The sequence below is a fragment of the Streptomyces sp. NPDC097640 genome, from assembly GCF_040302705.1.
In the GTDB taxonomy this organism is placed as follows: domain Bacteria; phylum Actinomycetota; class Actinomycetes; order Streptomycetales; family Streptomycetaceae; genus Streptomyces.
The window spans coordinates 79,661-105,965 of sequence record NZ_JBEOSB010000028.1; the positions used below are offsets into that span (position 1 = coordinate 79,661).

Consider the following 26,305-nt stretch of genomic DNA (forward strand, 5'->3'; position numbering starts at 1 on the left):
CCTGACATCAATGTAAATGTCAAGCTATGGGTGCGCGCGATTGACTCAGGCGCTCTGGCTGGCGACCGCCAGGTAGGCGCGGATGGCGTCGCGATTTCGCGTCAGCGTGTCGATGCGCCGCTCGATCTCGCCGAGCTCCCGCGCCAGGTTCGTTGCGAGCGCCGGGTCGACCATGGGGCGCAGCTCGGCGCCCGCGCCGACGAAGCAGGGCACGATCTCGCGGATGACCTCGGTGCTCAGCCCTGCCTGGAGCAGGTCGCGAATCTGCTGGACGCGCTGGACCGAGCTTTCGGGGTAGTCCCGATAGCCGTTGGGGAGACGGCCGGGGTGGAGCAGGTCCTGCTGTTCGTAGTAGCGCAGGAGCCGGGTGGCGACTCCGGTGCGGCGGGAGAGTTCACCGATCTTCATTGTGGTGTACATCACCCCATTTCGGCTTAACCTTGACATTGATGTCTAAGTTTAGCATCGGTCACGTAAAGCCCAGGTGCGAGATGCCGGGCGGCCCATGAGGCGGGCCTGGCGGGTCCTGGCCGCAGGTGGCCGCCGCCACCAGGCCCCGACATTCGTCCGGCGGCCGAGATCGCCAAACGCGAGAGCCGCGACTCAACTCAGGTGAGGAAGAACTTCCGGACGTCCTCGGCGAGCAGCTCGGGCACCTCCATCGCGGCGAAGTGGCCGCCGCGCTCGAACTCCGACCAGTGCCTGATGTCGTACAGCCGCTCGGCCAGCGGCCGCACCGACAGCGTGATGTCGTGCGCGAACACCGCCACGCCCACCGGCACCGGGCACGGCAGGGGCCCACCCCGCGGAGCATCGTGGTGCAGTCGCGCCGAGGACGCCGCGGTGGCCGTCAGCCAGTACAGCGAGATGTCCGTGAGCATCCGGTCGTCGCTGATCTGCGAGCGCGGGTCGGTCCAGTGGGCGAAGCGCTCGGCTATCCAGACCAGCTGGCCGACCGGTGAGTCGGTCAGCGCGTAGCCGATGGTCTGGGGCGTGAGGGCCTGGAGGGCCTGGTACGGCGGGCGGTTGGCCATCAGCTGCCTGACCTTGTCCAGCCGGGCCTCATCCGTTTCGGACAGTTCGACGCCGGCGTCCGGGTCCGGCCGGGTCGGCAGGTAGTTGATGTGGGCCCCCACGACCTGCTCGGGTGCCACCGCGCCGAGCGCCAGGGAGATGCCCGCGCCGAAGTCGCCGCCCTGCGCGCCGTAGCGCTCGTATCCGAGACGGCGCATCAGCTCGGCCCAGGCCCGCGCGATCCGGACGGCGCCCCAGCCGCCCTCATGGGTCGGCCCCGAGAAGCCGTACCCCGGGATGGACGGAATCACCAGGTGGAAGTCGCGCGACAGCGGCTCGATCACGTCCAGGAACTCCAGGAACGAACCCGGCCAGCCGTGGGTGAGGATCAGCGCGAGCGCGTCCGGCTTCGCGGACCGGACGTGGACGAAGTGGATGTTCTGGCCGTCGATCTCGGTGGTGAAGTGCGGAAGCTCGTTGAGCTCGGCTTCCTGCGCGCGCCAGTCGTAGCCGGTACGCCAGTACTCGGCCAGCTCCTTCAGCCGGGCCAGCGGAAAGCCGTAGTCCCACCCGGCGTCGGCGACCTCGTTGGGCCAGCGGGTGCGGGAGAGGCGGTCGTTCAGGTCGTCGAGGTCGGCCTGGGGGATGTCGATGCGGAACGGCTTGATCATGGTCTTCGCTCCAGGGAGATTCGTTCGCCACATAAACGTTTGCGGCACTAACGAAGGTAGACTGTTAGTGGAACTAACGCAAGAGACGGAGGATCTCCCATGAGCCCGACCCCCGAACCCGTCCCGGCCCGGCTGCGCGCCATCCCCAGCCGCCTGCTCGCCGGGGCCGCGCTCGTCGCCGACCGGCTCGTCAGCGAGCGCCTGGCCGCCGAAGGCGCTCACAAGTGGCACTTCGCCGCACTGGTCGCGCTCGCCGAAGCCGGCGCCGCCAGCCAGGCCGAACTCGGCCGCCGCACCTGCATCTACCGCAGCGACATGGTCGCCGTCCTCAACGAGCTGGCCGACGCCGGATGCATCCGCCGCGAACCCGACCCCGTCGACCGCCGCCGCAACGTCATCACCCTCACCCCCACCGGCCGCCGCCGCCTGGAGCGCCTCGATACGGTCATCGCGGACACCCAGCGCGAACTCCTCGCCCCCCTCACCCCCGCCCAGCGGAACGAACTCCCCCGCCTGCTGGCCGCCCTCACCGAGCACCACCGCCCCCCGCACCCCCGGGGTCAGGAGCCGCGCGGGGCTGCCAGGCCGGATTCGTAGGCGAAGACCACGAGTTGGGCCCGGTCCCGGGCGCGGAGCTTGGTCATGGCCCGGTTGATGTGGGTCTTCGCCGTCATCGGGCTGATCACCATGCGGCCCGCGATCTCGTCGTTGGACAGGCCCTGCGCGACCAGCACGACGGCCTCGCGCTCGCGGCTGGTCAGCTCCTCAAGACCGGTGCCGACGCCGGTGGTGAGCGGCATGGTCACGTACCTGTTGATCAGCTTGCGGGTGATCGACGGTGCCAGCAGGGCGTCGCCGCGCGCCGCGACGCGGACGGCGTGCAGGAAGTCGTCCGGCACGATGTCCTTGACGAGGAATCCGGCGGCACCGGCGCGCAGCGCGTCGAAGATGTACTCGTCCAGGCCGTAGTTGGTCAGGATGACGACATGCACCCCGGCCAGCGCCGGGTCGGCGGCGATGCGCCGGGTCGCCTCGATGCCGTCGACGCCGGGCATCTGGATGTCGATGAGAGCGACGTCGGGCAGATGCTCCCTGGCCAGCTCCAGGGCCCGTTGCCCGTCGGCGGCCTCCGCCACCACCTCGATGTCCTCCTCGAGGTCGAGGAGCGCGCGGAATCCGCTGCGGATGAGCGGCTGGTCGTCGACCAGCAGGACACGGATCACGAGGTCCGGTCCACGGGGAGGTGGGCCTGGACGGTGAAGCCGCCCTCGCCACGCGGTTCGGCGCGCAGCCGGCCGCCGAGGGCGGTGACCCGTTCGCGCATGCCGAGCAGCCCGACGCCGGGCGTCGGGGCGACACCCGGCGTTGCCTTGCCGTCGTCGTCGATGTGGACCACGAGGGCGTCGGGACGGCAGTCGATCCGGACCGACGCGGTGGCGGCGTCCGCGTGACGGGCGATGTTGGTGAGCGACTCCTGAACGATCCGGTAGACGGTCCGGCCCACCGCGGACGGCATGTCGTGCCGTTGCCCCTCGATCGTCAGCGTCGCGTCCAGCCCGAACGTACGGGCCCGCTCCACCAGTTCCGGAACGTCGTCGAGGTCGCGCGGCGGGGCCGTGTCGTCGTCGCGCAGCGCCTCCAGCGTCGCGCGCAGCTCCCGGGTCGCCTCACGTCCGGCTTCCTGGATCGCCAACAGGGCCTCCGGCACCTGTTCGCCACGCTTGCGGGCCACATGGACGGCGACCTCGGCCTGCACCTTGATCACCGAGATCTGATGGGTGAGCGAGTCGTGCAACTCCCGCGCGATCCGCAGCCGCTCCTCGTCGGCGCGGCGCCGCGCGGTCTCCTCACGGGTGCGCTCGGCCTCCTCCGCTCGCCGCTCGGCCTGCCGCAGCGCCTCCCCCGCCGCGCCGGCCGCGATCAGCCAGGCCAGTTCGAGCGCACCCCGGGCCCGCGCGAACGCCTCGCCGGTGTCGTGCAGCCCCGAGGCCATGGCCGCGAGGGGGAGAGTGGCCAGCACGGTCACGCTCGCCGCCACCGCGATGGTGCGGCGTCCGGCCCGCACGGCCGCGTACACCGCGAACAGGTACGCGACGGCAGGCACGTCGAACCCGGCCGCCTGGTAACCCACCGCGCACAGCCCGGTGACGGCCAGGACGGGAACCGGAGCCCGGCGGCGCGCGACCAGCGCGAGACCGCCGGCCGCCAGCAGCGCGTACCCGAGCAGGTCGAGGCTTGTGAGCGAGTGCCGTCCCGACTGCCCGGTGACCAGCAGCGTCGCCGCCATCCCGGCGGCGAGCACCCAGTCCATGACACCGACCCCGACCCTCATGCGCGAACCCTAACCGGGTGGCCGCGCGGGCGATTCCTGCGCACGGACGATCGGCCGACTACCGCGAACGCGGTACTTCCGCGGCTTCTCCGGCGTCCGCGGTAGCCGCTACGGCGTCGATGGCAGCGCGGATTGCCTTCGCCTGCCGGACGACCGGGGACGGGTCCGACGGACATGCTCAGGAAACGTCCACGTGAAGTATGAAGAGGGAGTACCCCATGTCCGTCCGACGTACGTTTGCCGTGGTCGTCGCGGTCCTCGGCGGAGCTGTCGCGCTCGCCGCCCCGGCGGCCGCCGACGCCTCGGCCCAGCCGATCGCCGCCAGTGTGTACACCCTGAGCGCCGGGCGGCTCGGTGCCATCGCGGCGGCGCTGCTGGCGCTGACCGGCGCGGTCACCGGTGGCCTGGCGCTGGCCCGCTCCACCGGCCGTACCAGCACCGGTCCCGGGCGACGCGGAGCCACCATGGCCCTGGGCGGGGCACTGATCGGCATGGCCCTCGGCGCCGTGGTGGCGGCGACCGCCTCCGGCGGCCTCGGCACCGGCAACGGACTGGGTGGGGCCATCGTCGCGCTGATCGTGGGGGTGATCGGAACTGCCCTCAGCGGGCTGGCTCTGACCCGTTCCCGCCGCGCCGGCTGATCTACGCAGCGATGTCGAACGCGCTGCGGTGCGGGGTGAGCTCGAACCACAGCAGCTTTCCGCTGATGCCGAAGACGTCGTCGGCGAGCGGGTAGCCGCCCCAGTTGTCCGCGCAGAGCCGGACGATGAGCAGGCCGCGGCCGTTGGTGTCGTCGACCTTGGCGGCGGCTTCGGTGAGGGCGGTGAAGCGGTCGAGGCGTCCGGGCGGGGTGTCGAAGGGCGCGGGGATGAGTGGGTTGGTGTCCCAGATGCTGACCCGGAGGCGGCTCTCGCAGAGGTGGCGGAGACGGAGTTGGGCGGGGCCGTCGGAGTGGCGGAGCGCGTTGGTGACCATTTCGCTCGTGAGGAGCTCCGCGGTCTCGGCCAGTTCAGCCATGCCGTGGCCGGAAAGGACCGCCCGGAGAGTGACCCGCGCGACCCGGGCGGCGCGGGGGTCGTTGGGCAGGCGGAGGGTGTAGGTCCAGGGCTGGTCGGTGTCGTCGGATGCGCCGGGGTTGGGGCTCTGCGGCGAGACGGTTGCCATGCGTGTCTCTCCCTCGGTCGGGTGGAGTTGAGTGGCTTGGCTCACACGGTAGAGCAGTTGGTGGTAGATCTAGCCGGAGTTCGGTGAGATGGCTCTCGATTAGACCCGTGTGGGTTACAAGGGGGATCAATGGCGACGACCAATAGCCCGACGCTCAAACCGCGACGACTTGGGGTCGAGCTGCGCAAGCTTCGTGAGCGCGCCGGCCTGTCCTCAACTGCGGCAGCGGCTGTCCTCGGTGTGCAGCAGGCTCGGGTGAGCATGATCGAGGCCGGCCGGTACGCGGTAAGTGGAGACCGGGTACGGGCGATGGCCCGGAGCTACGCCTGTGCCGATGATGAACTGGTGGATGCTCTGGCAGACATGACCGGTGGACGCACCCGCGGCTGGTGGGACGAGTACCGGGAGTATCTCCCGGCGAGCTTCGCGGACATGGCCGAGGTGGAGCACCAGGCCCGGGGGCTGCGCGTGGCGCTGGTCATCCACATCCCAGGCTTGCTCCAGACCGTGGACCACGCCCGCGCGGTGATCCGGGAGGCGGCTCCGCCGCTGCGGGCATACGAGGTGGAGCACCGGCTGACCCACCGGATGAAGCGGCAGGCGATCCTCTACGGCGATGATCCGGTGCCGTACACCGCTGTTATCCACGAGGCCGCTCTGCGGATGGAGTTCGGCGGAGTGAGCACAGTCCGAGCGCAGCTCGAACACCTCATCACGATGGGCGAGATGGACAACGTCACCGTCCGGGTGATTCCGTTTGGTGGCGGGACCTTCCCCGGAACAGGACAGTCATTCGACTATGTCCTTGGAGCTGTGCCGCAGCTTGACACAGTGCAGCTCGACTCCGCTCAGGGAACCCAGTTCATGGACGCTGAAGCCGAGTTGGTCAAGTACCGGGCTGTCTTGGAACGGATGGAGGCGACGGCGCTCACGTCGGCCGAGTCGCGGGACTTCATCCACGGCATCATGCGCACCATGTGAAAGGTGAGAAACGTGTCCACGTACCAGTGGCGTAAGTCCTCCTACAGCGCGGACGCGGGCAACTGCGTGAACGTCGCCGCTGACAGCGGCGTCATCGCGATACGCGAGAGCGACGACCCCGACGTCGTCCTGACCACAACCCCCGCCGCCCTGCGCAGCTTCATACGCGGCACCAAGGCGGGGCGGATCGACCACGTCAAATAGCGCGCAAAAGCGCGCCCGCGCAAGACGCGGCCCGGCGCCCAACGGGATACCGCTGGGAGCCGGGCCGCGTGGGGCTTGACGGGTTACTTGACGATCTTGATGCGGTCCGCCGCCGGCGGGGCCAGGGGCGAGCCCGCCGAGGAGTTGGCGCCCAGGTACGCCGTGAAGGCGTCCAGGTCCGACGCGCCGACCAGCTTGTTCTTGCCGTCCTTGAAGGCGGGGAAGCCGTCGCCGCCGCCCGCGAGGAACTCGTTCATCGCGACGCGGTAGGTCTTGGCCGGGTCGATCGCCTCACCGTTCAGCTTCACCGAGTCGGCGACGACGCGGTCGGCGCCGGTCTTGGTGAGGTCGAGGGTGTAGGTGAGGCTCTTCGAGACCTGGAGGATCTTGGGGGAGGCCTCGTTCGAGCCGCTGACCTGCTGCTTCAGGGCGGTGATGAGCTGCTCACCGGTGAGGTCGATGACGTTCATCATGTTGGTGAACGGCTGCACGGTGAACGCCTCGCCGTACGTCACGACCCCGTCCCCCTCGCTGCCGGACGCCGCGTAGGCGAGGTCGGAGCGGATGCCGCCGGGGTTCATGAGGGCGAGCTGGGCGCCGCCCTTGTCGGCGGGGGAGAGCGCTTCGAGCTGGGCGTCGGCGATGACGTCGCCGAGCGGTGACTCGTACGCGGTGGAGCCGCGGCCCGGGATCTCGGCGGAGATGTAGCCGACGGGCCGGTTGGCGATCGGCGCGGCCAGCGTGTTCCAGCGGCTGATGAGCGAGGTCATGTCGGCGGCCTTGGGCTGCTGCCGGTCGACGACGTGGTTGGCCGACTTCACCTTCGTGCGCACGATGTCGCCGGTGGCGCGGTCGTAGGTGAGGGTGGTGTCGGTGTACAGGCGGCCGAAGGAGGCGGCCGAGGTGACCGTGCGCGGCGCGCCGGAGGGGTCCGGGATGGTGCACGCGTAGGCCGCGTGCGTGTGGCCGGTGACCAGGGCGTCGACCTTGGGGGTGACGTTCTTGGCGATGTCGACGATCGGGCCGGAGATGCCGGAGCCCGGGCCGCCGCTGTCGCAGTCGTAGTTGTACGAGGAGGAGGCGGGCAGCCCGCCCTCGTGGATCAGCGCGACGATCGACTTGACGCCCTGGCGGTCGAGTTCCTTGGCGTACTTGTTGATCGTCTCGACCTCGTCATGGAACTTCAGGCCCTTGACGCCCTCGGCGGTGACGATGTTCGGGGTGCCCTCGAGCGTGACGCCGATGAAGCCGATCTTGACGCCGTTGTGCTTCCAGATCGTGTACGGCTTGAGGATCGGCTTGTCGGTCTTCTCGTCCGTGACGTTCGCGGCGAGGTACGGGAAGTCGGCGCCGGGGAAGGTCTTGCCCTTCTCGTAGCAGCCTTCCGTGGGGTGGCAGCCGCCGTTCTGGATCCGGTTCAGCTCGGCGCGGCCCTCGTCGAACTCGTGGTTGCCCACGGCCGTGACGTCCAGGTCGAGCTTGTTGAGCGCCTCGACGGTCGGCTCGTCGTGGAAGAGCCCGGACAGCAGCGGGCTGGCGCCGATCATGTCACCGCCGGCGGCGGTGATGGAGTACGGGTGGCCCTTGCGCGCGGTGCGCAGGGAGTTGGCGAGGTATTCCACGCCGCCCGCGGGGACGGCCTTGGTGGTGCCGTCCGGCTGGGTCTCGGTCACGGTGCCGGAGGAGCCCTGCGGGGGCTCCAGGTTTCCGTGGAGGTCGTTGAACGACAGCAGCTGCACATCGACGGTGCGGGCTGGGTTCGGCTTGGCGGGGGCGCTGGTGTTCGCGCCTGCCGTGTCCGCGAAGGACATGATTCCGGCTGCGGCGGCCAGCACCGCCGCCGCGGCGGTCAACCGGCGGGCCGCGCGGCGCCGTTGGGCTATCGCTGGCATGTGGTCCCCTCTTGTACGGGTCTGTGCAGTGGTCGAGCGTCGGCGGCAGCATACGGTCAACGCGCGTAGCGGGGCAGGGGGGCCGAGGTTACGAGCTGATTGCGCGTGGGCAACCGGTGAAGGGTTCAGGTGGATGGTTCACCCGGTTCACCCGTTCGGCGGTATCGCGGGGTGTGCCCGCCGGAAGGGTGTGCGGGTCGGCCTGGCCGTAGGCTCGAGAGCATGAATGACGTGCTGAACGAGGGGGCCGTCCCCCGCCGGATCGATGTCCTCGACGAGGTGACGCCCGCCGTGGCGCAGGACGTGCTGCGGCTCGTCGAGGAGTCCGCGCGCACCGACGGGCAGCAGGCCGTGTCCGAGCAGGGACGGCTCCAGCTGCGGGGGCGGCGGGAAGGGGTGCGGCATCTGCTGCTGTGGGAGGAGCCGGACGGGAAGATCGTGGGGTACGCGCAGCTGGAGGACACCGACCCGGTGGAGGCCCCGGCCGCCGAGCTGGTCGTGCACCCCGCGCACCGGGGGCAGGGGCACGGGCGGGCGCTGGGCGTGACGCTGCTGCGCGAGTCCGGCAAGCGGCTGCGGGTGTGGGCGCACGGCGGGCACTCCTCGGCGCGCCATCTCGCGCAGGTGCTGGGGCTGACGCTGTTCCGCGAGCTGCGGCAGATGCGCCGGCCGCTGGGTCCGCTGGAGGGGCTGGACATCCCCGAGCCGGTGCTGCCGGAGGGCGTGACCGTACGGGCCTTCCGTCCGGGTCAGGACGAGGCCGGCTGGCTGGCGGCGAACGCGGCGTCCTTCGCGCACCACCCCGAGCAGGGCTCGCTGACTCTCCGCGATCTCGAGGACCGGATGGGGGAGCCGTGGTTCGACCCCGAGGGCTTCTTCCTCGCCGAGCGGGGCGGGGAGATCGTCGGATTCCACTGGACCAAGGTGCATGCGCAGGAGCGGCTGGGCGAGGTGTACGTGGTCGGGGTGCGGCCCGACGCGCAGGGCGGCGGGCTCGGGCGGGCGATGACCGCGATCGGGCTGCGGCACCTGGCGGGGCAGGGGCTGCCGAGCGCGATGCTGTACGTCGACGCTGATAATTTCCCCGCTGTCGCCGTATACGGGCGGCTGGGCTTTACGACGTACGAGACCGATCTCATGTACCGCACGGAGACCTGACCGGAGACCTGACCGGGCCCCGGGCCGGGGCGCGTGGGCGGATCGGGGGCGCGTCGGGGGCGCGTCGGGCCGTGGGTCGCCTGCGGGATGGATCGCGATTTCCTACGCGCCATGTCTCCGTTACCGGCGATTCAAACTCGGTTGCGAGCATCGCTGAATGCAGCCCGCCGCGCCGACCCCCTCGAACCGGAGGCTCCGTGCCGCTTCAGCACCGTCTTCCGGGAAGCCGTTCCCGCCTCCGGCGCGGAACAATGAGGACATGAACCACTCCAGCGGTCAGGCATCCGTCCACGAGCAGACCCACCCGCAGCACCAGCCTCAGCCCTCGGTCGGTTCGATCGCGGCGCACCGGCCGCATGCCGTCGCCGCGCCGCCGGTCCGGAATCTCGACCCGGACCTCGACGGCGACCTGGATTCGTACGAGGTCGACGACGCCGAGGGCGTGGAGGGCGAGGAGCAGCTGCCCCAGGGGCGCTTCCTCGACCGTGAGCGCAGCTGGCTGGCGTTCAACGAGCGGGTGCTCGAGCTCGCCGAGGACCCGAACACGCCGCTGCTGGAGCGGGCGAACTTCCTCGCGATCTTCGCGAGCAACCTGGACGAGTTCTTCATGGTGCGGGTCGCGGGCCTCAAGCGGCGCATCGCGACCGGCGTCGCCACCCGCTCCGCCTCCGGGCTACAGCCCCGCGAGGTCCTTGACCTGATCTGGAACCGGTCGCGCGAGCTCATGGCCCGGCACGCGGCCTGCTTCCAGCAGGACGTCTCGCCCGCGCTCGGCGACGAGGGCGTGCATCTGATCCGCTGGCGTGATCTCACGGATGACGAGCAGTCCCGTCTCTTCACGCTCTTCCGCCAGCAGATCTTCCCGGTCCTGACGCCGCTGGCCGTGGACCCGGCGCACCCCTTCCCGTATATCTCCGGGCTCTCCCTCAACCTCGCGGTCGTGGTGCGCAACCCGGTGAGCGGGCATGATCACTTCGCACGTGTGAAGGTCCCGCCGCTGCTCTCGCGGTTCCTGGAGGCGTCGCCGCAGCGGTACGTCCCGCTGGAGGACGTGATCGCGGCGCACCTGGAGGAGCTGTTCCCCGGCATGGAGGTGCTGGCGCACCACATGTTCCGGGTGACCCGCAACGAGGACCTGGAGGTCGAGGAGGACGACGCGGAGAACCTGCTCCAGGCCCTGGAGAAGGAGCTGCTGCGGCGCCGCTTCGGGCCCCCGGTGCGCCTGGAGGTCGAGGAGTCCATCGACCCGTACGTCCTTGACCTGCTGGTACGCGAGCTGAAGATCTCCGAGGCCGAGGTCTATCCGCTGCCGGGGCCGCTGGACCTGACCGGGCTGTTCGGGATAGCCGCGCTGGACCGGCCGGAGCTGAAGTACCCGAAGTTCGTGGCCGGGACGCACCGGGACCTCGCCGAGGTCGAGTCCGCCTCCGCGCCCGACATCTTCGCGGCGATGCGCGAGCGGGACGTGCTGCTGCACCACCCGTATGACTCCTTCTCCACCTCCGTCCAGGCCTTCCTGGAGCAGGCGGCCGCCGACCCCGACGTGCTCGCGATCAAGCAGACGCTCTACCGCACCTCCGGCAAGTCGCCGATCGTCGACGCGCTCATCGACGCCGCCGAGTCCGGCAAGCAGGTGCTGGTCCTCGTCGAGATCAAGGCCCGCTTCGACGAGCAGGCGAACATCAAGTGGGCGCGCAAGCTGGAGGAGGCCGGCTGCCATGTGGTCTACGGCCTGGTCGGGCTGAAGACCCACTGCAAGCTGTCGCTGGTGGTCCGCCAGGAAGGCGAGACGCTGCGCCGCTACTGCCACGTCGGCACCGGCAACTACCACCCGAAGACGGCCCGGCTGTACGAGGACCTGGGGCTGCTGACCGCCGACCCGAAGGTCGGCACCGACCTGTCCGACCTGTTCAACCGGTTGAGCGGCTACTCCCGGCGGGAGAACTACCAGCGGCTGCTGGTCGCCCCCAGGTCGCTGCGCGACGGGCTGATCAGCCGGATCAACCGGGAGATCACCCACCACCGGGCGGGGCGGCCCGCCTACGTACGGATCAAGGTCAACTCGATGGTCGACGAGGCCATCGTCGACGCGCTCTACCGGGCCTCGCAGGCGGGTGTGCCGGTGGATGTGTGGGTGCGCGGCATCTGCGCGCTGCGGCCGGGGGTCCCCGGGCTCTCGGAGAACATCCGGGTCCGCTCGATCCTGGGCCGGTTCCTGGAGCATTCGCGCGTCTTCGCGTTCGGGAACGGCGGGGAGCCCGAGGTGTGGCTCGGCAGCGCCGACATGATGCACCGCAATCTGGACCGGCGGATCGAGGCGCTGGTGCGGGTCACCGACCCCGCCCACCGCGCCTCACTCAACCGTCTGCTGGAGACCGGCATGTCCGACTCCACCTCCTCCTGGCACCTGGGCCCGGACGGCGAGTGGACGCGGCACGCGACGGACGCGGACGGACAGCCGCTGCGGAACGTACAGGAAATGCTCATAGACGCCCGGAGGCGACGGCGTGGTACAGCGACATGATCTGTCGTCGCCGGTCGGGGTTACGAGGGCCGGCCGGCCGCAAGGCGCTCCACCCGCCGCTGCCTTCGGCCCTGGGGGGTACGACATGACGGACGGTGTGATGGGGGCCGAGGCAGCGGCTGGGCCGGCGGCTGGGCCGGCGGTCGGGCCTGCGGTCGGGCCTGCGGTCGGACCCGCGCTCGCGGCGGCGACGGCGGGCGATGTGCTGTCGTGGTACTTGAACGCCCAGGCCGGGGACTTTCTGCGCAGCCTGCGGCAGCAGCGGGAGAGCGGGGTGGACGCCGAGGAGGCGGCCGAGGCCGCCCGGCTGCTGCGCCGCTGCGCGCGGCGGATCAGCGGCACGCTGTGGGTCTACCGCCCGCTCGCCGACACGGCCTGGGCCGATCACCTCCGCTCCGAGCTGGTGTGGCTGTCCGCCACGCTGGCGCTGGAGCACGCCTACGCGGCGCGCCTGAACCGGCTGCGCGGCGCGCTGCACCGGCTCTCGGGCGCGGGCGCCCCGGCGGATGAGGCGATGGACGGGCCGGTGGACGCGGCGGGGGATGTCCGGGCAGATGGGGCGGCGGGGGAGGCGGCGGGGCAGCGTTCGCCCCGCGCGGCCCGCCGCAGCGTCTCCCTGACGGCCGACGCCCCGCAGGACCCGCCGCCGGACGCGGGCGGTGACGCCGTACGGGACATGGCTCAGCCCCCGGCCCCCGCGGCACCGGCGCAGCGCGAGGCCGGGACGACGGCGGCGACCGGGCAGCGGGGCGGCGGGGGGAAGAAGGAGCCGGGCGGTGGCGCGGACGAGGCCAGGGGCGGGGCGCTGACGGTCGGGGCCGCGCGGGCCGGGGCCCTTCTGGAGCGCCAGCTCACCCTCGCGCGGACCCGCGCGCACACCGCGGCCCTCCAGGCGCTCGGCTCCTCCCGCTTCCACGCGGTGGCCGACGCCGTCGCGCTGCTGGCCTCCGAGGTGCCCCTCGACGCGGCCTCCGCGACCCGCCCCGCCGAGCTGTCGCTGCCCCCGCTCGCGGAGCTGGCGCACCGGCGGCTGGTGGAGGCGGCCGAGACGCTGCCGCTGGGCCGGGCCGGGCATCCGTACAACGCGGAGGCGCTGGTCCACGGCCTCGCCGCCACCCCGGCCGCCGACGCCCCGCCCGCCAGCGAGCGGCAGGACGCGCCCTGGCACCAGGTGCGGCAGCTGGTGCGGCTGCGGCGCTACGCGCTTGAGGTGCTCGACGCGGGGCAGCGGCCGGAGGGCACCGGGCCGGTGGACGCCGACCCCTCGCTGTCCGTACGGCTGCTGGCCGCCGGGCAGGCCCTCGAACGGCACCGGGACGCGTCCGAGGCGGCGGCCGCCGCGGCCGCCGCGGCCCGGACACCTAGGATCGCCCCCGCCACCGCCTACGCCCTCGGCGTGCTGCACGCCGACCAACGACACGAGGTCGAGGCCGCCCGCTTCGCCTTCGGGCGGATCTGGCACCGGCTGGTGGTCTCGGCGTCCTGACGGACCGAGCTGGACAGGCTGGACAGGGAGGTCGGCGCATGGCTGAGAACTCGGTGATCCGCGCGGCGGGGTGCGTCCTGTGGCGGCGTTCCCCGCGCGACGGCCGGCCGGAGATCGCGCTCGTCCACAGACCGCGCTACGACGACTGGTCGCACCCGAAAGGCAAGCTCAAGCCGGGCGAGGAGCCGCTGGACGGCGCGCTGCGCGAGGTGCTGGAGGAGACCGGCGTGGTCTGCGTCCCGGGGGCCGCGCTGCCCACCGTGCGCTACCTGGCCAAGGGCCGCCCCAAGGAGGTCGATTACTGGGCGGCGGAGGCGGCTGAGGCGGCTGACGGTGGGGCCGACGCGGAGTTCGTACCCAACGACGAGGTCGACCGGCTCGCATGGCTCCCCCCGGACGCGGCCCGTGAGCGGCTGACACATGACCACGACCGGGTGCTGGTCGATGCCTTCCTGGACACGCTGCGCTCACGGACGGCTCCGCGCCCCGGCGAGGCGGAGTGAAAGATCCGGGTGGGCCGGTCCCTCAGGCCGCCCCCGCCCCCGTCTCCGGCCGCCGCCGACGCCGCGCCTTGTCGGCCAGCGCCGGCGGCACGTAGTAGCTGTCGGCCCGGTTCAGGTCCGTGCCGGGCGGCACGATCTCGTCGATGCGGTCGAGGACGTCCTCGCTCAGCTCCGCGTCCGCCCCCGCGAGCAGGTCCTCCAGCTGCTCCATCGTGCGCGGCCCGATGATCACCGAGGTGATGGCCGGGTGGGACCGTACGAACGCGATGGCCAGGTGCGGCAGCGAGAGCCCGGCGTCGGAGGCCAGCTCGGCGAGTTCGCTGACGGCCTCCAGCTTGCGCGCGTTCTCCGGCAGCGAGGGGTCGAACTTGTGCTTCTCGATGGCCGCCCGGCCGCCGGTCAGGTCGATGTCGGAGGCCTTGGTGTAGCGGCCGGACAGCCAGCCCGCGGAGAGCGGGCCCCAGGTCAGGACGCCCATCCCGTACTTCTGGGCGGTCGGCAGCACCGCCGCCTCCACCGAGCGGGCCAGGATCGAGTACGGCGGCTGCTCGCTGCGGAAGCGGACATGGCCGCGCCGCTCGGAGGCCCACTGGGCCTCCACGATCTGCTCCGCCGGGAAGGTGGAGGAGCCCACGGCCCGCACCTTGCCCGCCCGGACCAGGTCGGACAGGGCCGCGAGCGTCTCGTCGATGTCGGTCGTCGGGTCCGGCCGGTGGATCTGGTAGAGGTCGATGTAGTCGGTGCCGAGGCGGCGCAGGCTGTTCTCGATCTCGCGGACGATCCAGCGCCGTGAGTTGCCGCTGTGGTTCTCGTCCGGGCCCATCGAGCTGTGGACCTTGGTCGCCAGGACGACCTCCTCGCGGCGCCCCTTGAGCGCCTTGCCGACGATGTCCTCGGACTCGCCGGAGGAGTAGACGTCGGCGGTGTCGACGAAGTTGATGCCGGCGTCCAGTGCGCGGTGGATGATCCGCACCGAGTCGTCGTGGTCCTGGTTGGCCCAGCTCCCGAACATCATCGCGCCCAGGGCGTATTCGCTGACCGAGATGCCGGTGCCGCCGAGAATTCTGCGCTTCATGGGATTCCGCCTCACGTGGATGGGTTCGCTGGCTGCGTTCGCCTTATGCGTTGGCTTCGGTGACAGCCTTCAGCCCGTGCCGTGGAGGGACCAGGCCCGGTTCAACCTCGGTCCGGCAGAACCACCTGGATGGGTGCCTTCCGGGTACCCGCGCGGATAATGGAGCGATGGGCGATGCCGAACCGGAGATCAAGGCCTTCCTGAGAGTGCGGCGCGCGGCGCTCGACCCCGCGGAGCTGGGGCTGCCCGACGGCGTCGTACGGCGCCGGGTGCGGGGGCTGCGCCGTGAGGAGGTCGCGCAGCTGGCGGGGATCAGCGTCGACTACTACACGCGCATCGAGCAGGGCCGCGCCCCGACCGTGTCCGACTCGGTGGTGGACGGCCTGGCCCGGGCGCTGCGGCTGACGCCGCCCGAGCACACGTATCTGCGCAACATCACGCTGCCCGGGCGGAACGGCCGGACGCTGGACGCCGGTCCCCGGCCGCGCGTGCGGCCCGAGGTCCGGCTGCTGCTGGACGCCATGGACGAGGCCGTGCCCGCGTTCGTCTTCGGGCCGGGCGGGGACATCCTCGCCTGGAATCTGCTGGGCGGCCGGGTCTCCTTCGACTACGCCGCGCTCCCGGAGCGGGAGCGCAACTCCTCCCTGCTGGTCTTCCTCCACCCGGACGCGAAGGCCCTGCACCCGGAGTGGGACAAGGTCGCCGACGAGACGGTGGCGAGCCTGCGGGCGGAGGTCGGGCGCCACCCCGACAGCCTCCGGGTGTGCCAGGTCGTCCATGAGCTGCTGAACCGGAGCGAGGAGTTCCGGCAGCGGTGGGAGACCCAGACGGTGCAGGAGCGGACCAGCGGCACGAAGCGGATCCGGCACCCGGTGGTGGGGGACCTGGAGGTGACGTACGAGGCCTTCGTGCTGCCCTCGGACCCCGGCCAGGTGCTCTGCACCTACGCGGTGCGGAAGGGGTCCCCGACGGCCGAGGCGCTGCGGGTGCTGGCCCGCGCGGTGCCGGTGGGGTAGCGGAGTAGCGGGGGAGTGGGGCGGCGCTACTCGCCGCCCTCCCGGGTACGGGTGAACACCCGCTCCCGGGCCGCCTCAAGCCCCGTCGCCACCGCGCCCAGCAGCACCGCGTCCTCCCCGAGCGCGCTCGCCGCCACCCTCGGCCGCAGCGGCCCGATCCGCTGGAGCGTCGGCTCCACCGTCCGCAGCAGCAGGTCCGCGCTGTGGCCGACGCCGCCACCGAGCACCACCAGGTCCGGGTCGAGCACGGCCGCGACGGCCGCGACCACATGGGCCAGCCGCTCGGCCTCCTGCCGTACGGCCTCCAGCGCGGGCGCGACGCCGTCCCGCGCCGCGTCGAAGACGGCCTTGGCGGTCAGCGGCTCGGACCTGGTCCCGGACATGCCGAGCTCCCGGGCGGCCCGTACGACCGCCTCGGCCGCCACCGCGCCCTCAAGACCCTGCCGTTCCGGAGCGCTGTCGGGGCCGCCCACCCGGGGCAGCAGCGGCAGGAAGCCGATCTCCCCGGCGGCCCCGTGCGCGCCGGTGAACAGCCGCCCGTCGGCGACCACGCCCATGCCCAGGCCGGTGCCGACCAGCACGTAGACGAAGAGCCTGCTGCCCTTCCCCGCGCCGAAGGTGTACTCGCCGAGCGCCGCCAGGTTCGCGTCGTTGTGCACCGACAGGGGCGTGCCCAACTCCTCGCGCATCCGGTCCAGCAGGCCCGCGCGCCCCCACCCCGGCAGGTTTCCGGCGTAGCGCACCCGCCGCCGCTCGGGGTCGTACACGCCGGGTACGCCGACGACGGCGTGCGCGACCAGGGCCGGGTCCACCCCGGCGTCCGCGACGACCCGGTGGGCCGCGGCGACGGTGAGGTCCGCCATGGCGGCGGCGCTGCGGCCGCGGTTGCGCACCTCGGCGCGCGCGACGACGGTGCCGTCCAGGTCGGCGGCGGCCACGCGCAGCCAGGCCCGTCCGATGTCCAGGCCGAGGACGTAGCCGGCGGTCGGGTCCGGCTCGTACAGCACGGCGACCCTGCCCCGCTCCGGCGGCGCCTGCCGGCCCGCCTCGCGTACGAGACCGGCCTCTTCGAGGGCGCCCAGCGCGCTGGAGACCGTCGGTTTGGACAGGCCCGTGTCGCGGGCGAGTTGGGCCCGGGAGGCGGGGCCCTGGGCGCGCAGCCGGGCCAGCAGCAGGCGCTCGTTGTTGCTGCGCAGCCGCTGTCGGTTCCAGGGCTGTTCCGACCCTTGACTCATCAAGTAAGGCTCCTTAACTTAATCACACTCGCACGGCGAGCCAGGGAGGTCCAGATGGCTGGAGGACCAGCGCTGAGCAAGACCCCGCCGGGCGGGGGGAGCGGCGGGGGCGGCGGAGGCGGGGACGGCGGGGGTGGCTTCGTCCGCCGTATCGGGCTGTTTCAGGCCACGGCCATCAACATGAGCCAGATGTGCGGCATCGGCCCGTTCGTGACCATCCCGCTCATGGTCGACGCCTTCGGCGGGCCGCAGGCCGTCATCGGGTTTCTCGCGGGCGCGGTGCTGGCGCTGGCGGACGGGCTGATCTGGGCCGAGCTGGGCGCCTCGCTGCCGGGGGCCGGGGGCAGTTATGTCTATCTGCGCCAGGCCTTCCAGTACCGCAGCGGCAAGCTGATGCCGTTTCTGTTCGTCTGGACGGCGATGCTGTTCATCCCGCTGATCATGTCCACCGGCGTGGTCGGTCTGGTGCAGTACCTCGGGTATCTGTGGAGCGGCATGACGCAGACGCAGGGCGACCTGGTCGGGCTCGGCGTCATCGTCCTCGTCGTGGCGCTGCTGTGGCGCGGCGTGGAGCACATCGCCAAGATCACCGCCGTGATGTGGGGCGTCATGATCTGCTCGGTGGTGCTGGTGATCGCCGCGGCGCTCAGCGACTTCGACGCGGACAAGGCCTTCACCTACCCCGCGCACGCCTTCGACCTGGGGTCCGGGGCGTTCTGGACCGGCTTCGCGGCGGGGCTGACCATCGGCATCTACGACTACCTCGGCTACAACACCGCCGCGTACATGGGCGCCGAGATCAAGGACCCCGGCCGCACCCTGCCGCGCGCGATCGTCGCCTCGATCCTCGGCATCATGGGCATCTACCTGCTGCTCCAGATCGGCACCCTCGGCGTCGTCGACTGGCATCAGATGCTCGATCCGAACTCGGTGGCGTCCAAGTCCGTCGCGTCCGCGGTCCTGGAGGAGACCTGGGGGAAGGGCGCGGCCGATGTCGTCACGGTCCTCATCCTGGTCACGGCCTTCGCCTCCGTCTTCGCGGGGCTGCTCGGCGGCTCCCGCGTCCCGTACGACGCCGCCCGCGAGCGCGTCTTCTTCCGCCCGTATGGCACGCTCCATCCGCGCCACCGGTTCCCCGTGCTGGGCCTGGCCACGATGGGCGTGGTCACCGCCGTCGGCTTCCTCATCGGCCGCCACACCGACCTGGCCACGCTCATCCAGCTGCTCACCACCGTGATGGTGATCGTGCAGGCGCTGGCGCAGATCCTCGCCCTGACGGTGCTGCGCCGCCGCCAGCCCTCGCTGCGGCGCCCGTACCGGATGTGGCTGTATCCCCTGCCGAGCCTGGTCGCGCTGGTCGGCTGGCTGGTGATCTACGGGTACGCGGACAAGAACTCGCCCGGGCGCCACCCCATCGAGTGGTCGCTGGCGTGGGTCGCGGCGGGGTGCGTGGCGTTCGTGCTCTGGGCGCGGTTCGAGAAGGTGTGGCCGTTCGGGCCCAAGGAGATCAGCGAGGAGTATCTGGGCCGGGGCGCCCAGGGAACGGGCACGGGTGCAGGCACAGGCACGGGACCGGGGCCGGGCGCGGGTACGGGCACGGGCGGGGTCACGAGCGTGGCGCCAGAGCCTCCCAGCTGACGGTCACCTCGCCCTGGCGCCAACGTCGCGGGCCGTCCACGAGCGGCCAGCCCGCGGCGCGCAGCGCCTCGGCGCTGCGTATCCAGCGCTGGCGCGCGCTCAGCGCGGCGTACGGGGCGGCGGCCGCCCAGGCGCGGTCGAAGTCGCGCAGGAAGGCGTGCACCGGCTCGCCCGGCACATTGCGGTGGATGAGCGCCTTCGGCAGCCGTTCTGCCAGGTCGGACGGGCGGTCCAGGGAGCCGAGCCGCGCCGCGAAGGTCACGGTGCGCGGGCCGTGCGCGGTGAGGGCGACCCACACATGCCGCCGCCCTATCTCGTCGCAGGTCCCCTCCACCAGCAGCCCGCCCGGCGCCAGGCGCGCGCACAGCCGCCGCCATACGTCGGCGACCTGGCCCTCGTCGTACTGCCGCAGCACATTGGCCGCCCGGATCAGCGCGGGCCGCGCGCCGTCCGGCAGCGGCACCTCGAACCCGCCGTGCGCGAAGTCCAGCCCCTCCCGGCGGTAGGGGCGGGCGGCGGCGACGCGGTCGGGGTCGATCTCGACCCCCACGACCCGGGCGTCCGGCCGCACCGTACGCAGCCTGACCAGCAGCTCGACGGCGGTCCACGGCGCGGCCCCGTACCCCAGGTCGACGGCGACGGGCGCCTCGGCGCGGCGCAGCGCGGGGCCGTGGGCGGCGGCGATCCACCGGTCCATGCGGCGCAGCCGGTTGGGGTTGGTGGTCCCCCGGGTCGCCGACCCGATGGGCCGGCCCGGCGGTGGGGAGGGCTGCGGGGGGACGCGGACAGACATGCGGTGAGCCTAAGCGCCGGAGCGCCCGCCCCCGGCACGGCCGCCCGAGAACCTCTGCCCCCAGAACCCCCGCCCCCGGAGCATCTGCCCCCCAGAACGTCACGCTTTGGCAAAGCGGAAATGGGAACGAGAGGTTCCGGTGTTGTGGGGTTGGCAGGGCACGTCCGGATTCCGCTACCCGAGTCAGCCCCGGCAAGGAGGATCGCGCGGTGAGCCAGCCTATTTCCCGGCTCGGCGGCTTGCGAGGCCGTTCGTACGGAGTTCTCGGCAAGCCGCACCATCAGCGCCTGAGACGCGTCGGGCGCCGGCCACGCCGGATCGCGATGCTCAGCGTGCACACCTCGCCGCTGCACCAGCCCGGCACCGGTGACGCGGGGGGCATGAACGTTTACATCGTGGAGCTAGCCAAGCGGCTGGCCGCCATCGACATCGAGGTGGAGATCTTCACCCGCGCCACCACCGGCGCCCTCCCGCCCACCGTCGAGCTCGCGCCAGGCGTGCTCGTACGGCATGTGGACGCGGGGCCGTACGAGGGGCTGGCCAAGGAGGATCTCCCGGCCCAGCTGTGCGCGTTCACCCACGGGGTCATGGGGGCCTGGGCGGGGCACCGCCCCGGGTACTACGACCTCGTCCACTCCCACTACTGGCTCTCCGGCCACGTCGGCTGGCTGGCCGCCGAGCGCTGGCGGGTGCCGCTCGTCCACGCCATGCACACCATGGCCAAGGTCAAGAACGCCGCCCTCGCGGAGGGGGACACCCCCGAGCCCGCCGCCCGGGTCATCGGCGAGGAGCAGATCGTCGGGGCCGCCGACCGGCTCATAGCCAACACCGCCGAGGAGGCGGCCGAACTGGTGCGCCACTACGGGGCGGACCCCGAGCTGGTCGCCGTCGTCCACCCCGGGGTCAACCTCGAACGCTTCCGGCCCGCCGACGGCCGCGCCGCCGCCCGTGCGCGCCTGGGCCTGCCGCCCGACGCGCTGATACCCCTGTTCGCCGGGCGCATCCAGCCGCTGAAGGCGCCCGACATCCTGCTGCACGCGGTGGCCCACCTGCTGGACGAGGACCCGCGCCTGCGCGAGCGGCTCGTCGTCCCGGTGGTCGGCGGGCCGAGCGGCAGCGGGCTGGCGAAGCCGGAGGAGCTGCACAAGCTCGCGGCCCGGCTCGGCGTCAGCGATGTGGTCCGCTTCCGGCCGCCGTGCGCGCAGGACGAGCTGGCGGACTGGTACCGGGCGGCGTCCGTGCTGGTCATGCCCTCCTACAGCGAGTCGTTCGGGCTGGTGGCGGTCGAGGCGCAGGCCTGTGGCACACCGGTGGTCGCCGCCGAGGTGGGCGGCCTGCCCGTGGCCGTACGGGACGGGCGCAGCGGCATCCTGGTGTCCGGCCACGACCCCGCCGACTACGCCCGGGCGCTGCGCCGCCTCGCCGACGACCCCGGTCTGCTGAAACGTTTGGGCACCGGCGCCGCCCACCATGCCGAGCGCTTCGGCTGGGACAGGGCCGCCGCGGCGACGGCGGACGTCTACGCGGAGGCGATGCGCGGGTACCGTCGCCTACGATCGGTGCATGGGTGACGCCGAGGCCAGGAACGACACCAGGAACCAGACCGGGAACCAGGCCAGGAACCAGGCCGGGAACGAAGCCGCCAGGGCCGTGATCGAGCGGACGCTGCGCGATGCCGAGCTGGAGTGGGAGACCCCGTCCGACGGCACGTACGTCGTCACGCTGCCCGGCACCCGCAAGCTGTCCACGACCTGTTCGCTGCGCCTGGGCCGCCACTCGCTGTCGGTCAACGCCTTCGTCGTCCGCCGCCCGGACGAGAACCACGAGGCCGTGCACCGCTGGCTGCTGGAGCGCAACACCCGCCTGTACGGGGTGAGTTACGCGATCGACCAGCTCGGTGACATCTATCTGGTGGGTCGGCTGCCGCTGGCGGCGGTCACGCCGGATGAGCTGGACCGGGTGCTCGGCACGGTGCTGGAGAACGCCGACGGCAGCTTCAACACGCTGCTGGAGATGGGGTTCGCGAGCGCGATCCGCAAGGAGTACGCGTGGCGTACGGCGCGTGGCGAGTCCACGCGGAACCTGGCGGCGTTCGCCCATCTGACCCGCGAGGCCTGAGCGCGGCGCCCGGCCGCCCCCCCCGCACACCCTCACCCCCGCACACCCTCACCCCCTCCCGCGACCTGCGCTGACAAGTCGCCCGGAATTTCTGGCGATTCGCCGTAAAGAATTCCGGCCGTCGAGGTCTCTTCCTGGTCAACCGGTCGCCGACCGGGAAGCGTCAAGGGAGACAAGACGGTGTTCATGGACAATCCGTGGCTGATGATGACAACGGTCGTGACTATGGGGGTGCTGCGGCTGATAGGGGATGTCATCCGCTGGCTGGCGGCGCGCTCGGGCGAACGGGTCCGCGCGCGCATGCTGGTCGAGTTGATGACCAGGTCGGGGCCGGGCACCGTGCTCACCGATCACCGTGCGGACGGCGCGGCGCTGACCGTCCGCTCCGGTTCGGCCGGCTCGGCCGGTTCGTCCGGCTCCTCCCCTGAACCGGCCGCCGGCGCCCCGGGGAGAGGGGCCGGGCATGAGTGAGGCGGTCGAAGGGACCACGGCCGACGAGGGGTTCGAGGAGTTCGAGGAGTTCTACGCCCGCACCTACCCCTGGCTCGCCGCCCGCGCGGTGATGCTCAGCGGCAATCGGCAGAACGCCGAGGACGCCGTCCAGGAGGCGTTCATCGAGGCGATGCGCCGCTGGCCGACGGTGCGGGCGTGCGCCTCACCGGAGGGCTGGGTCGCGACCACCATGCGCCGCAAGCTCTCGCGCGACGGCCGGCGCTGGTGGTTCCGGTGGAAGCCGACCGAGCTCACCGTACCGGCCGCCACCGGCGCCACCGTGGAGGAGACCGCGGAGGCGCTGGCCGCGCTGCGCGCGCTCGGCATGCTGCCGCCGCGCCAGCGCCAGGTGGTCGTGATGCACTCCCTGGAGGGCATGAGCTACGCGGAGATCGGCGCCGCACTCGGCATCAGCGCGGGGAGCGTCGGCAGCAATCTGCACAAGGCCCGCGCCCGGCTCAGCTTGTTACTTGACGTCTCCCCGGAGCTCGGCCGGCCCGGCGACTCCCTGGTCCCCGGCGTACGGACAGACCCGCTGTCCACGGCGCTGCGCGGCGCCGCCGAGTGGCTGCTGGACGGATTGCGGGGGCGGAGATGATCGCCACCGCGCTTGCCACCGCGCTCGCCGCCGCCACTGCCGCCGCCCGTGCCGTGCTGGCCTTGGCGCTGCTGGTCGTCTTCTACGCCCTGGTCGCGCTGCTGGTGCTGGTGTGGCTGGCGTTCCTGGTGCTGGGGTTATGGAGCGCCGGGGCGCCGGAGAGCCAGGCGCCGCCGACCTCGGTCATCCTGGCGTGCGCCGCCTTCGCGCCGATCGTGTGGGGCATGGTGTGGGCGGTGGTGCGCACCGCGCGGCCCGCCGCGCCGCCGGAGGACACGGTGTGGGTGAGCCGGCGCAGGGCCCCCGCGCTCTGGGCGGCCGTCGATGAGCTGGCCGGGAGCGTGGGCACCGCCCCGCCGGACGCCATCCGGCTGACCGCCGAGGTCAACGCCTCGGTCACCGAGCACGCCTCGTTCCTCGGGCTGCTGCCCGGCCGCCGCACCCTCTACCTCGGCCTGCCCCTGCTGGCGGGGCTGCCGCCCGCCGAGCTGCGCGCGGTGCTCGCGCACGAACTGGGCCACTTCTCCCGCCGCCACGGCCGCTTCGGCACCCTCGCCCACCGCGGCACGGCCGGGCTGGCCGCGGCCTGTGACGCGGTCCGGAGCGCGGCGGCTGCCAACGACCTGGTGCGGCTGTACGCGGGCGGCCCGCTGCTGCTGCTCCGCGGCTATACGCGCGTCTTCCGCCTGCTCACCCGGCCGGTCCGGCGGCGGCAGGAGATCGAGGCCGACCGCGAGGCCGCCCGGGCGGCCGGGGCGCGGACCGTCGCCGACGCCCTGCGCTCCGCTGCCGCGCTGGAACAGGCCTGGCTGGAGTTCGGCGCGGGCTTCCTCACCCCCGTACGCCGGGCCGAGGGGCGCGTACCGGACGATCCGTTCCGCGCCTTCGCCCACATGGTGGAGGCCCCGGAGCTGCGCGAGCCGTTCGCCGCGCTCCGGGCGAGGGCCGCCGAGCGGCCCGCCGACCGCGACGACCCGCACCCCGACCTGGCCACCCGCCTCTCCCGCCTGGCCCGCCTCCCCGACCGGCCCGCCGGGGGCGGCGTCGGCGTCGGCGTCGCCGAGCCGCTCGACGTGCCGTCGGGGTACGCGGTGGAACTGGGCCGAACGCTGTATCCCGGCCTGGGAACAGCTCGGACGATGCCGTGGCGGGAGTGGCTCGGGCTGCTGGCCGAGCACCGGGCGACGCGGCTGTTGACGCCGCTGGCGGAGGCGGTCCGTACGGTCGAGAAGGCCGCGGGGATCAGCGGATCGTCCGGGCTGACCATCCACCAGGTCCTGCGCCTGCTCGACAGCGGACGGCGGATGCCGCTCGCCCGCGCCCTGGGCGGCCGTGTGCCGGACGTCGAGAGCCCGGCCGGGCGGGATCCGCTGGGCCTGCTCTCTCAGGCGCTGTACGTGCTGATCGGGGCGCAGTTGGTCGCGCGGGGGAGCGCGCACTGGACGATGAACTGGACCGGCCCGGGCGCCCTCGTGCCGCCCGAGGGCCTCGCGCCCGGGACGATCCGGGACTGGGCCGACACCGCCGTACGCGAGCCGGGCCAGACCCAGCGGCTCGCCCTGTACCTGGCCGCGCTGGGGGTGAACGACCGGGCGCCGCTGCCGGGGGTGGCCTGGGACGCGGCGCGGGAGCCGGTGAAGAAGGCGGCCATCAGCATCGCCCCCGGCGTGGACGAGCCCGCCCGGCGGCGTATCTCCGGCATCCGGGTGCTGGCGCTCACCGTGCTGCTGGGGCTGACGGGTGTGTCCTGGATGCTGTGGGCCGACCGCGAGGAGCGGCCGTCCCCGAGGCCGGCGTGGCAGACGGTGAACCCGACCGCCACCTATGACCCGGTGCCAGGCGGCACCGGCCTGCCCGGGGAGATGCCGGGCGGAGCCTCGGGTGGAATCTCTGGTGGTATCTCGGGTGGAATCCCGACCCGCTTGCTGCCCACGGGCCCGATCTGGACGCCGGGGCTGTCGCTGCGGCCGAGCTTCGACCTCGAGTCGCTGGTGCCCAGGCGCCCCACCCCGTGACCCGCCCGGCGCCTCAGTCGGCCGGGATCGCCCGCATCAGCGCCGCGTACCCGGCCGCGGCCAGCGTCCCTGTCACCGCGCACGCCGCCCAGAGCACATCCGCCCCGTAGTGGTCGATCACCGTCCCGCCCGCGAGCGGGGCGACGAGCGCCGCGAGCGACCAGGAGAGCACATACACCCCCTGGTAGCGGCCGCGCCCGTGGGTCGGCGAGAGCCGGGCCACGAGCCCCATCTGGATCGGGGTGTTGATGATCTCGCCGATGGTCCAGACGCACACGGTCAGGGCGTACATCCCGACGGACCCGGCGAAGGCGGTGAGCCCGAAGCCGTAGCCGATCAGCAGCGCGGCGCCGACCAGCAGCCGGGTGGGCTCGCGGTGCTCGACGAACCGGGTGACCGGGATCTGCAGGGCCACGATGAGCACCCCGTTCGCGGCGAGCGCCAGCCCGAAGTCCGAGCTGGACAGGCCGCTCGCGCCCATCGCCACGGGCAGCCCCACAAACCCCTGCTGGATGATCGTCGCGATCAGGAACGACAGCCCCACCACGGCCATGAACCCCCGGTCGCGCAGCACGGCCCCGAGCCCGGCCTCCGGCTCGCCCACCGCCGGCCCCTTCGCCCCGTCCGCCCCGTCCGCCCCGTCCGCCCCGTCTTCCCGCACCGGGCGGGACTCCGGCAGCTTGACGAAGACGACGACGGCGCACAGCAGCGTCATGATCGCCTCGCCCAGGAACAGCGCCAGATAGCCGTGCTCGGCGATCAGCCCCGCCACGGTCGCGGAGAACGCGAAGCCGAGGTTGACGGCCCAGTAGTTGAGCGAGAAGGCGCGGATCCGGTCCTTGGGGGCGACGATGTCGGCCATCATGGCCTGCACCGCGGGCCGCGACCCGTTGTACGCCATACCGACGAGGAAGGCGACGGCGGCGATCGCGGCCGGATCCTGCACGAAGCCGAGCACGGCGACGCTGACCGCCGTGGCGCTCTGCGAGATGAGCAGCGTGGGACGCCGCCCCAGCCGGTCCGTCATGACCCCGGCACCCAACGCCGACACCGCCCCGCCCAGCCCGTGCAGCGCGCCGACCAGACCGGCGTACGTGGCCGAGTAGCCGCGGTCCACGGTCAGGTACATGGCCAGAAACGGAGCGACGAAGCCGCCCAGCCGGTTCACCAGCGTGGAGGTCCACAGCCACCAGAACGCCCGCGGCAGCCCCGAGACGCTCTCCCTCGCTGCCTGCCTCATCCGGGCGACGGACGGTACGGCGACGGACATCGGGCGACCCCCCAGTGCGCGGAATGTAAGCGGCGCAACCGCTAGCCGCAAATTACCGACCGCGTCCCCCCGCGCGCCACCGGATTGACCGGGTGCGTCAATCGGGGCGTTCATGCGGGTCAAGTA

At 72.5% G+C, this 26,305-nt stretch carries 25 protein-coding genes; 15 read left to right on the plus strand and 10 right to left on the minus strand.

Annotation, left to right across the window (positions count from 1 at the left end):
- Nucleotides 1–45: 45 nt before the first annotated feature.
- Both ABTY62_RS35405 and ABTY62_RS35410 read right to left on the minus strand, forming a co-directional pair.
- Complete coding sequence (locus ABTY62_RS35405) at nucleotides 46–408, minus strand: MerR family transcriptional regulator (protein ID WP_502997582.1); 363 nt, start codon at nucleotides 406–408, stop codon at nucleotides 46–48.
- Between the two features lie 200 nt (nucleotides 409–608).
- Nucleotides 609–1,685, minus strand: a complete 1,077-nt coding sequence (locus ABTY62_RS35410) for an epoxide hydrolase family protein (protein WP_352133504.1) — start codon at nucleotides 1,683–1,685, stop codon at nucleotides 609–611.
- 99 nt (nucleotides 1,686–1,784) lie between these two features.
- On the opposite strand from ABTY62_RS35410, the gene ABTY62_RS35415 reads away from it, so the two are divergent.
- On the plus strand, nucleotides 1,785–2,282 hold the full coding sequence (locus ABTY62_RS35415; protein ID WP_352133505.1) for a MarR family winged helix-turn-helix transcriptional regulator: 498 nt from the start codon (nucleotides 1,785–1,787) through the stop codon (nucleotides 2,280–2,282).
- On the opposite strand, the gene ABTY62_RS35420 is transcribed toward ABTY62_RS35415, so the two are convergent.
- Nucleotides 2,246–2,908 (minus strand): response regulator, encoded by a 663-nt coding sequence (locus ABTY62_RS35420; RefSeq protein WP_352133506.1) that lies wholly within the window; start codon nucleotides 2,906–2,908, stop codon nucleotides 2,246–2,248. The two genes, ABTY62_RS35415 and ABTY62_RS35420, sit on opposite strands and share 37 nt — an antisense overlap.
- Nucleotides 2,905–4,017: a sensor histidine kinase gene (locus tag ABTY62_RS35425; RefSeq protein WP_352133507.1), complete on the minus strand. Its 1,113-nt coding sequence runs from the start codon at nucleotides 4,015–4,017 to the stop codon at nucleotides 2,905–2,907. The genes ABTY62_RS35420 and ABTY62_RS35425 overlap by 4 nt, the downstream gene beginning before the upstream one ends.
- A gap of 218 nt (nucleotides 4,018–4,235) precedes the next feature.
- Here ABTY62_RS35425 and ABTY62_RS35430 point away from each other — a divergent pair, with 218 nt between their 5' ends.
- Nucleotides 4,236–4,658, plus strand: coding sequence for a DUF6223 family protein (locus ABTY62_RS35430; protein WP_352133508.1), 423 nt, complete (start codon nucleotides 4,236–4,238; stop codon nucleotides 4,656–4,658).
- A 1-nt stretch (nucleotide 4,659) separates the two neighbouring features.
- Here ABTY62_RS35430 and ABTY62_RS35435 read toward each other — a convergent pair whose 3' ends face one another.
- Complete coding sequence (locus ABTY62_RS35435) at nucleotides 4,660–5,181, minus strand: ATP-binding protein (RefSeq protein WP_352133509.1); 522 nt, start codon at nucleotides 5,179–5,181, stop codon at nucleotides 4,660–4,662.
- Between the two features lie 129 nt (nucleotides 5,182–5,310).
- Between ABTY62_RS35435 and ABTY62_RS35440 the strand changes: the two genes are divergently transcribed.
- Nucleotides 5,311–6,162, plus strand: coding sequence for a helix-turn-helix domain-containing protein (locus tag ABTY62_RS35440; protein ID WP_352133510.1), 852 nt, complete (start codon nucleotides 5,311–5,313; stop codon nucleotides 6,160–6,162).
- Between the two features lie 12 nt (nucleotides 6,163–6,174).
- Nucleotides 6,175–6,366 (plus strand): DUF397 domain-containing protein, encoded by a 192-nt coding sequence (locus ABTY62_RS35445; protein ID WP_352133511.1) that lies wholly within the window; start codon nucleotides 6,175–6,177, stop codon nucleotides 6,364–6,366.
- 83 nt (nucleotides 6,367–6,449) lie between these two features.
- Here ABTY62_RS35445 and ABTY62_RS35450 read toward each other — a convergent pair whose 3' ends face one another.
- Entirely contained in the window at nucleotides 6,450–8,177 is a 1,728-nt protein-coding gene (locus tag ABTY62_RS35450) for a bifunctional metallophosphatase/5'-nucleotidase (protein ID WP_502997583.1), read from the minus strand.
- Nucleotides 8,178–8,480: 303 nt separating this feature from the next.
- Here ABTY62_RS35450 and mshD point away from each other — a divergent pair, with 303 nt between their 5' ends.
- The 4 genes from mshD to ABTY62_RS35470 all read left to right on the plus strand — a co-directional run bounded on the left by mshD (nucleotide 8,481) and on the right by ABTY62_RS35470 (nucleotide 13,929).
- A complete protein-coding gene (mshD, locus tag ABTY62_RS35455) occupies nucleotides 8,481–9,416 on the plus strand; it encodes a mycothiol synthase (protein ID WP_352133513.1) in 936 nt (311 codons plus the stop codon).
- Between the two features lie 259 nt (nucleotides 9,417–9,675).
- Entirely contained in the window at nucleotides 9,676–11,940 is a 2,265-nt protein-coding gene (locus ABTY62_RS35460) for an RNA degradosome polyphosphate kinase (RefSeq protein ID WP_352133514.1), read from the plus strand.
- An 85-nt stretch (nucleotides 11,941–12,025) separates the two neighbouring features.
- On the plus strand, nucleotides 12,026–13,426 hold the full coding sequence (locus ABTY62_RS35465) for a CHAD domain-containing protein (RefSeq protein WP_352133515.1): 1,401 nt from the start codon (nucleotides 12,026–12,028) through the stop codon (nucleotides 13,424–13,426).
- A gap of 38 nt (nucleotides 13,427–13,464) precedes the next feature.
- Entirely contained in the window at nucleotides 13,465–13,929 is a 465-nt protein-coding gene (locus tag ABTY62_RS35470) for an NUDIX hydrolase (RefSeq protein ID WP_352133516.1), read from the plus strand.
- A 22-nt stretch (nucleotides 13,930–13,951) separates the two neighbouring features.
- On the opposite strand, the gene ABTY62_RS35475 is transcribed toward ABTY62_RS35470, so the two are convergent.
- Nucleotides 13,952–15,004 carry an aldo/keto reductase gene (locus ABTY62_RS35475; RefSeq protein ID WP_352133517.1) on the minus strand — a complete coding sequence of 351 codons (1,053 nt, stop codon included), beginning with the start codon at nucleotides 15,002–15,004 and terminating at the stop codon, nucleotides 13,952–13,954.
- A 167-nt stretch (nucleotides 15,005–15,171) separates the two neighbouring features.
- Here ABTY62_RS35475 and ABTY62_RS35480 point away from each other — a divergent pair, with 167 nt between their 5' ends.
- The gene (locus ABTY62_RS35480) at nucleotides 15,172–16,020 is read left to right on the plus strand and encodes a helix-turn-helix transcriptional regulator (RefSeq protein WP_352133518.1); all 849 of its coding nucleotides are present in this window, start codon (nucleotides 15,172–15,174) and stop codon (nucleotides 16,018–16,020) included.
- Between the two features lie 26 nt (nucleotides 16,021–16,046).
- Here the strand turns inward: ABTY62_RS35480 and ABTY62_RS35485 are convergent, their stop codons facing one another.
- Complete coding sequence (locus ABTY62_RS35485; protein ID WP_352133519.1) at nucleotides 16,047–17,255, minus strand: ROK family transcriptional regulator; 1,209 nt, start codon at nucleotides 17,253–17,255, stop codon at nucleotides 16,047–16,049.
- Between the two features lie 54 nt (nucleotides 17,256–17,309).
- Here ABTY62_RS35485 and ABTY62_RS35490 point away from each other — a divergent pair, with 54 nt between their 5' ends.
- On the plus strand, nucleotides 17,310–18,893 hold the full coding sequence (locus ABTY62_RS35490) for an APC family permease (protein ID WP_352133520.1): 1,584 nt from the start codon (nucleotides 17,310–17,312) through the stop codon (nucleotides 18,891–18,893).
- On the opposite strand, the gene ABTY62_RS35495 is transcribed toward ABTY62_RS35490, so the two are convergent.
- A complete protein-coding gene (locus ABTY62_RS35495; RefSeq protein ID WP_352133521.1) occupies nucleotides 18,862–19,686 on the minus strand; it encodes a class I SAM-dependent methyltransferase in 825 nt (274 codons plus the stop codon). The two genes, ABTY62_RS35490 and ABTY62_RS35495, sit on opposite strands and share 32 nt — an antisense overlap.
- A gap of 209 nt (nucleotides 19,687–19,895) precedes the next feature.
- On the opposite strand from ABTY62_RS35495, the gene mshA reads away from it, so the two are divergent.
- The 5 genes from mshA (at nucleotide 19,896) to ABTY62_RS35520 (ending at nucleotide 24,909) form a co-directional block, all read left to right on the plus strand.
- A complete protein-coding gene (gene mshA, locus ABTY62_RS35500; RefSeq protein ID WP_352133522.1) occupies nucleotides 19,896–21,257 on the plus strand; it encodes a D-inositol-3-phosphate glycosyltransferase in 1,362 nt (453 codons plus the stop codon).
- Nucleotides 21,250–21,804: a type III secretion system chaperone family protein gene (locus ABTY62_RS35505; RefSeq protein WP_352133523.1), complete on the plus strand. Its 555-nt coding sequence runs from the start codon at nucleotides 21,250–21,252 to the stop codon at nucleotides 21,802–21,804. The genes mshA and ABTY62_RS35505 overlap by 8 nt, the downstream gene beginning before the upstream one ends.
- Nucleotides 21,805–21,990: 186 nt before the next feature.
- Complete coding sequence (locus tag ABTY62_RS35510) at nucleotides 21,991–22,275, plus strand: hypothetical protein (RefSeq protein WP_352133524.1); 285 nt, start codon at nucleotides 21,991–21,993, stop codon at nucleotides 22,273–22,275.
- Nucleotides 22,268–22,894 (plus strand): RNA polymerase sigma factor, encoded by a 627-nt coding sequence (locus tag ABTY62_RS35515; RefSeq protein WP_311724519.1) that lies wholly within the window; start codon nucleotides 22,268–22,270, stop codon nucleotides 22,892–22,894. Before ABTY62_RS35510 ends, ABTY62_RS35515 begins: the two co-directional genes overlap by 8 nt.
- Complete coding sequence (locus ABTY62_RS35520; protein ID WP_352133525.1) at nucleotides 22,891–24,909, plus strand: M48 family metalloprotease; 2,019 nt, start codon at nucleotides 22,891–22,893, stop codon at nucleotides 24,907–24,909. Before ABTY62_RS35515 ends, ABTY62_RS35520 begins: the two co-directional genes overlap by 4 nt.
- A 13-nt stretch (nucleotides 24,910–24,922) precedes the next feature.
- On the opposite strand, the gene ABTY62_RS35525 is transcribed toward ABTY62_RS35520, so the two are convergent.
- Nucleotides 24,923–26,179, minus strand: a complete 1,257-nt coding sequence (locus ABTY62_RS35525; protein ID WP_352133526.1) for an MDR family MFS transporter — start codon at nucleotides 26,177–26,179, stop codon at nucleotides 24,923–24,925.
- Nucleotides 26,180–26,305 lie beyond the last annotated feature (126 nt).

Excerpts from the sequence above, each read along its gene's own strand:
- ABTY62_RS35405 (WP_502997582.1), bottom strand. The coding sequence starts at position 408 with ATGAAGATCGGTGAACTCTCCCGCCGCACCGGAGTCGCCACCCGGCTC.
- ABTY62_RS35460 (WP_352133514.1), top strand. The coding sequence starts at position 9,676 with ATGAACCACTCCAGCGGTCAGGCATCCGTCCACGAGCAGACCCACCCG.
- ABTY62_RS35440 (WP_352133510.1), top strand. The coding sequence starts at position 5,311 with ATGGCGACGACCAATAGCCCGACGCTCAAACCGCGACGACTTGGGGTC.
- ABTY62_RS35430 (WP_352133508.1), top strand. The coding sequence starts at position 4,236 with ATGTCCGTCCGACGTACGTTTGCCGTGGTCGTCGCGGTCCTCGGCGGA.
- ABTY62_RS35415 (WP_352133505.1), top strand. The coding sequence starts at position 1,785 with ATGAGCCCGACCCCCGAACCCGTCCCGGCCCGGCTGCGCGCCATCCCC.
- ABTY62_RS35485 (WP_352133519.1), bottom strand. The coding sequence starts at position 17,255 with ATGAGTCAAGGGTCGGAACAGCCCTGGAACCGACAGCGGCTGCGCAGC.
- ABTY62_RS35410 (WP_352133504.1), bottom strand. The coding sequence starts at position 1,685 with ATGATCAAGCCGTTCCGCATCGACATCCCCCAGGCCGACCTCGACGAC.
- ABTY62_RS35510 (WP_352133524.1), top strand. The coding sequence starts at position 21,991 with ATGGACAATCCGTGGCTGATGATGACAACGGTCGTGACTATGGGGGTG.
- ABTY62_RS35475 (WP_352133517.1), bottom strand. The coding sequence starts at position 15,004 with ATGAAGCGCAGAATTCTCGGCGGCACCGGCATCTCGGTCAGCGAATAC.
- ABTY62_RS35495 (WP_352133521.1), bottom strand. The coding sequence starts at position 19,686 with ATGTCTGTCCGCGTCCCCCCGCAGCCCTCCCCACCGCCGGGCCGGCCC.
- ABTY62_RS35505 (WP_352133523.1), top strand. The coding sequence starts at position 21,250 with ATGGGTGACGCCGAGGCCAGGAACGACACCAGGAACCAGACCGGGAAC.
- ABTY62_RS35515 (WP_311724519.1), top strand. The coding sequence starts at position 22,268 with ATGAGTGAGGCGGTCGAAGGGACCACGGCCGACGAGGGGTTCGAGGAG.
- ABTY62_RS35525 (WP_352133526.1), bottom strand. The coding sequence starts at position 26,179 with ATGTCCGTCGCCGTACCGTCCGTCGCCCGGATGAGGCAGGCAGCGAGG.
- ABTY62_RS35425 (WP_352133507.1), bottom strand. The coding sequence starts at position 4,017 with ATGAGGGTCGGGGTCGGTGTCATGGACTGGGTGCTCGCCGCCGGGATG.
- mshD (WP_352133513.1), top strand. The coding sequence starts at position 8,481 with ATGAATGACGTGCTGAACGAGGGGGCCGTCCCCCGCCGGATCGATGTC.
- ABTY62_RS35470 (WP_352133516.1), top strand. The coding sequence starts at position 13,465 with ATGGCTGAGAACTCGGTGATCCGCGCGGCGGGGTGCGTCCTGTGGCGG.
- ABTY62_RS35435 (WP_352133509.1), bottom strand. The coding sequence starts at position 5,181 with ATGGCAACCGTCTCGCCGCAGAGCCCCAACCCCGGCGCATCCGACGAC.
- ABTY62_RS35520 (WP_352133525.1), top strand. The coding sequence starts at position 22,891 with ATGATCGCCACCGCGCTTGCCACCGCGCTCGCCGCCGCCACTGCCGCC.
- ABTY62_RS35450 (WP_502997583.1), bottom strand. The coding sequence starts at position 8,177 with ATGTCCTTCGCGGACACGGCAGGCGCGAACACCAGCGCCCCCGCCAAG.
- ABTY62_RS35465 (WP_352133515.1), top strand. The coding sequence starts at position 12,026 with ATGACGGACGGTGTGATGGGGGCCGAGGCAGCGGCTGGGCCGGCGGCT.
- ABTY62_RS35490 (WP_352133520.1), top strand. The coding sequence starts at position 17,310 with ATGGCTGGAGGACCAGCGCTGAGCAAGACCCCGCCGGGCGGGGGGAGC.
- ABTY62_RS35480 (WP_352133518.1), top strand. The coding sequence starts at position 15,172 with ATGGGCGATGCCGAACCGGAGATCAAGGCCTTCCTGAGAGTGCGGCGC.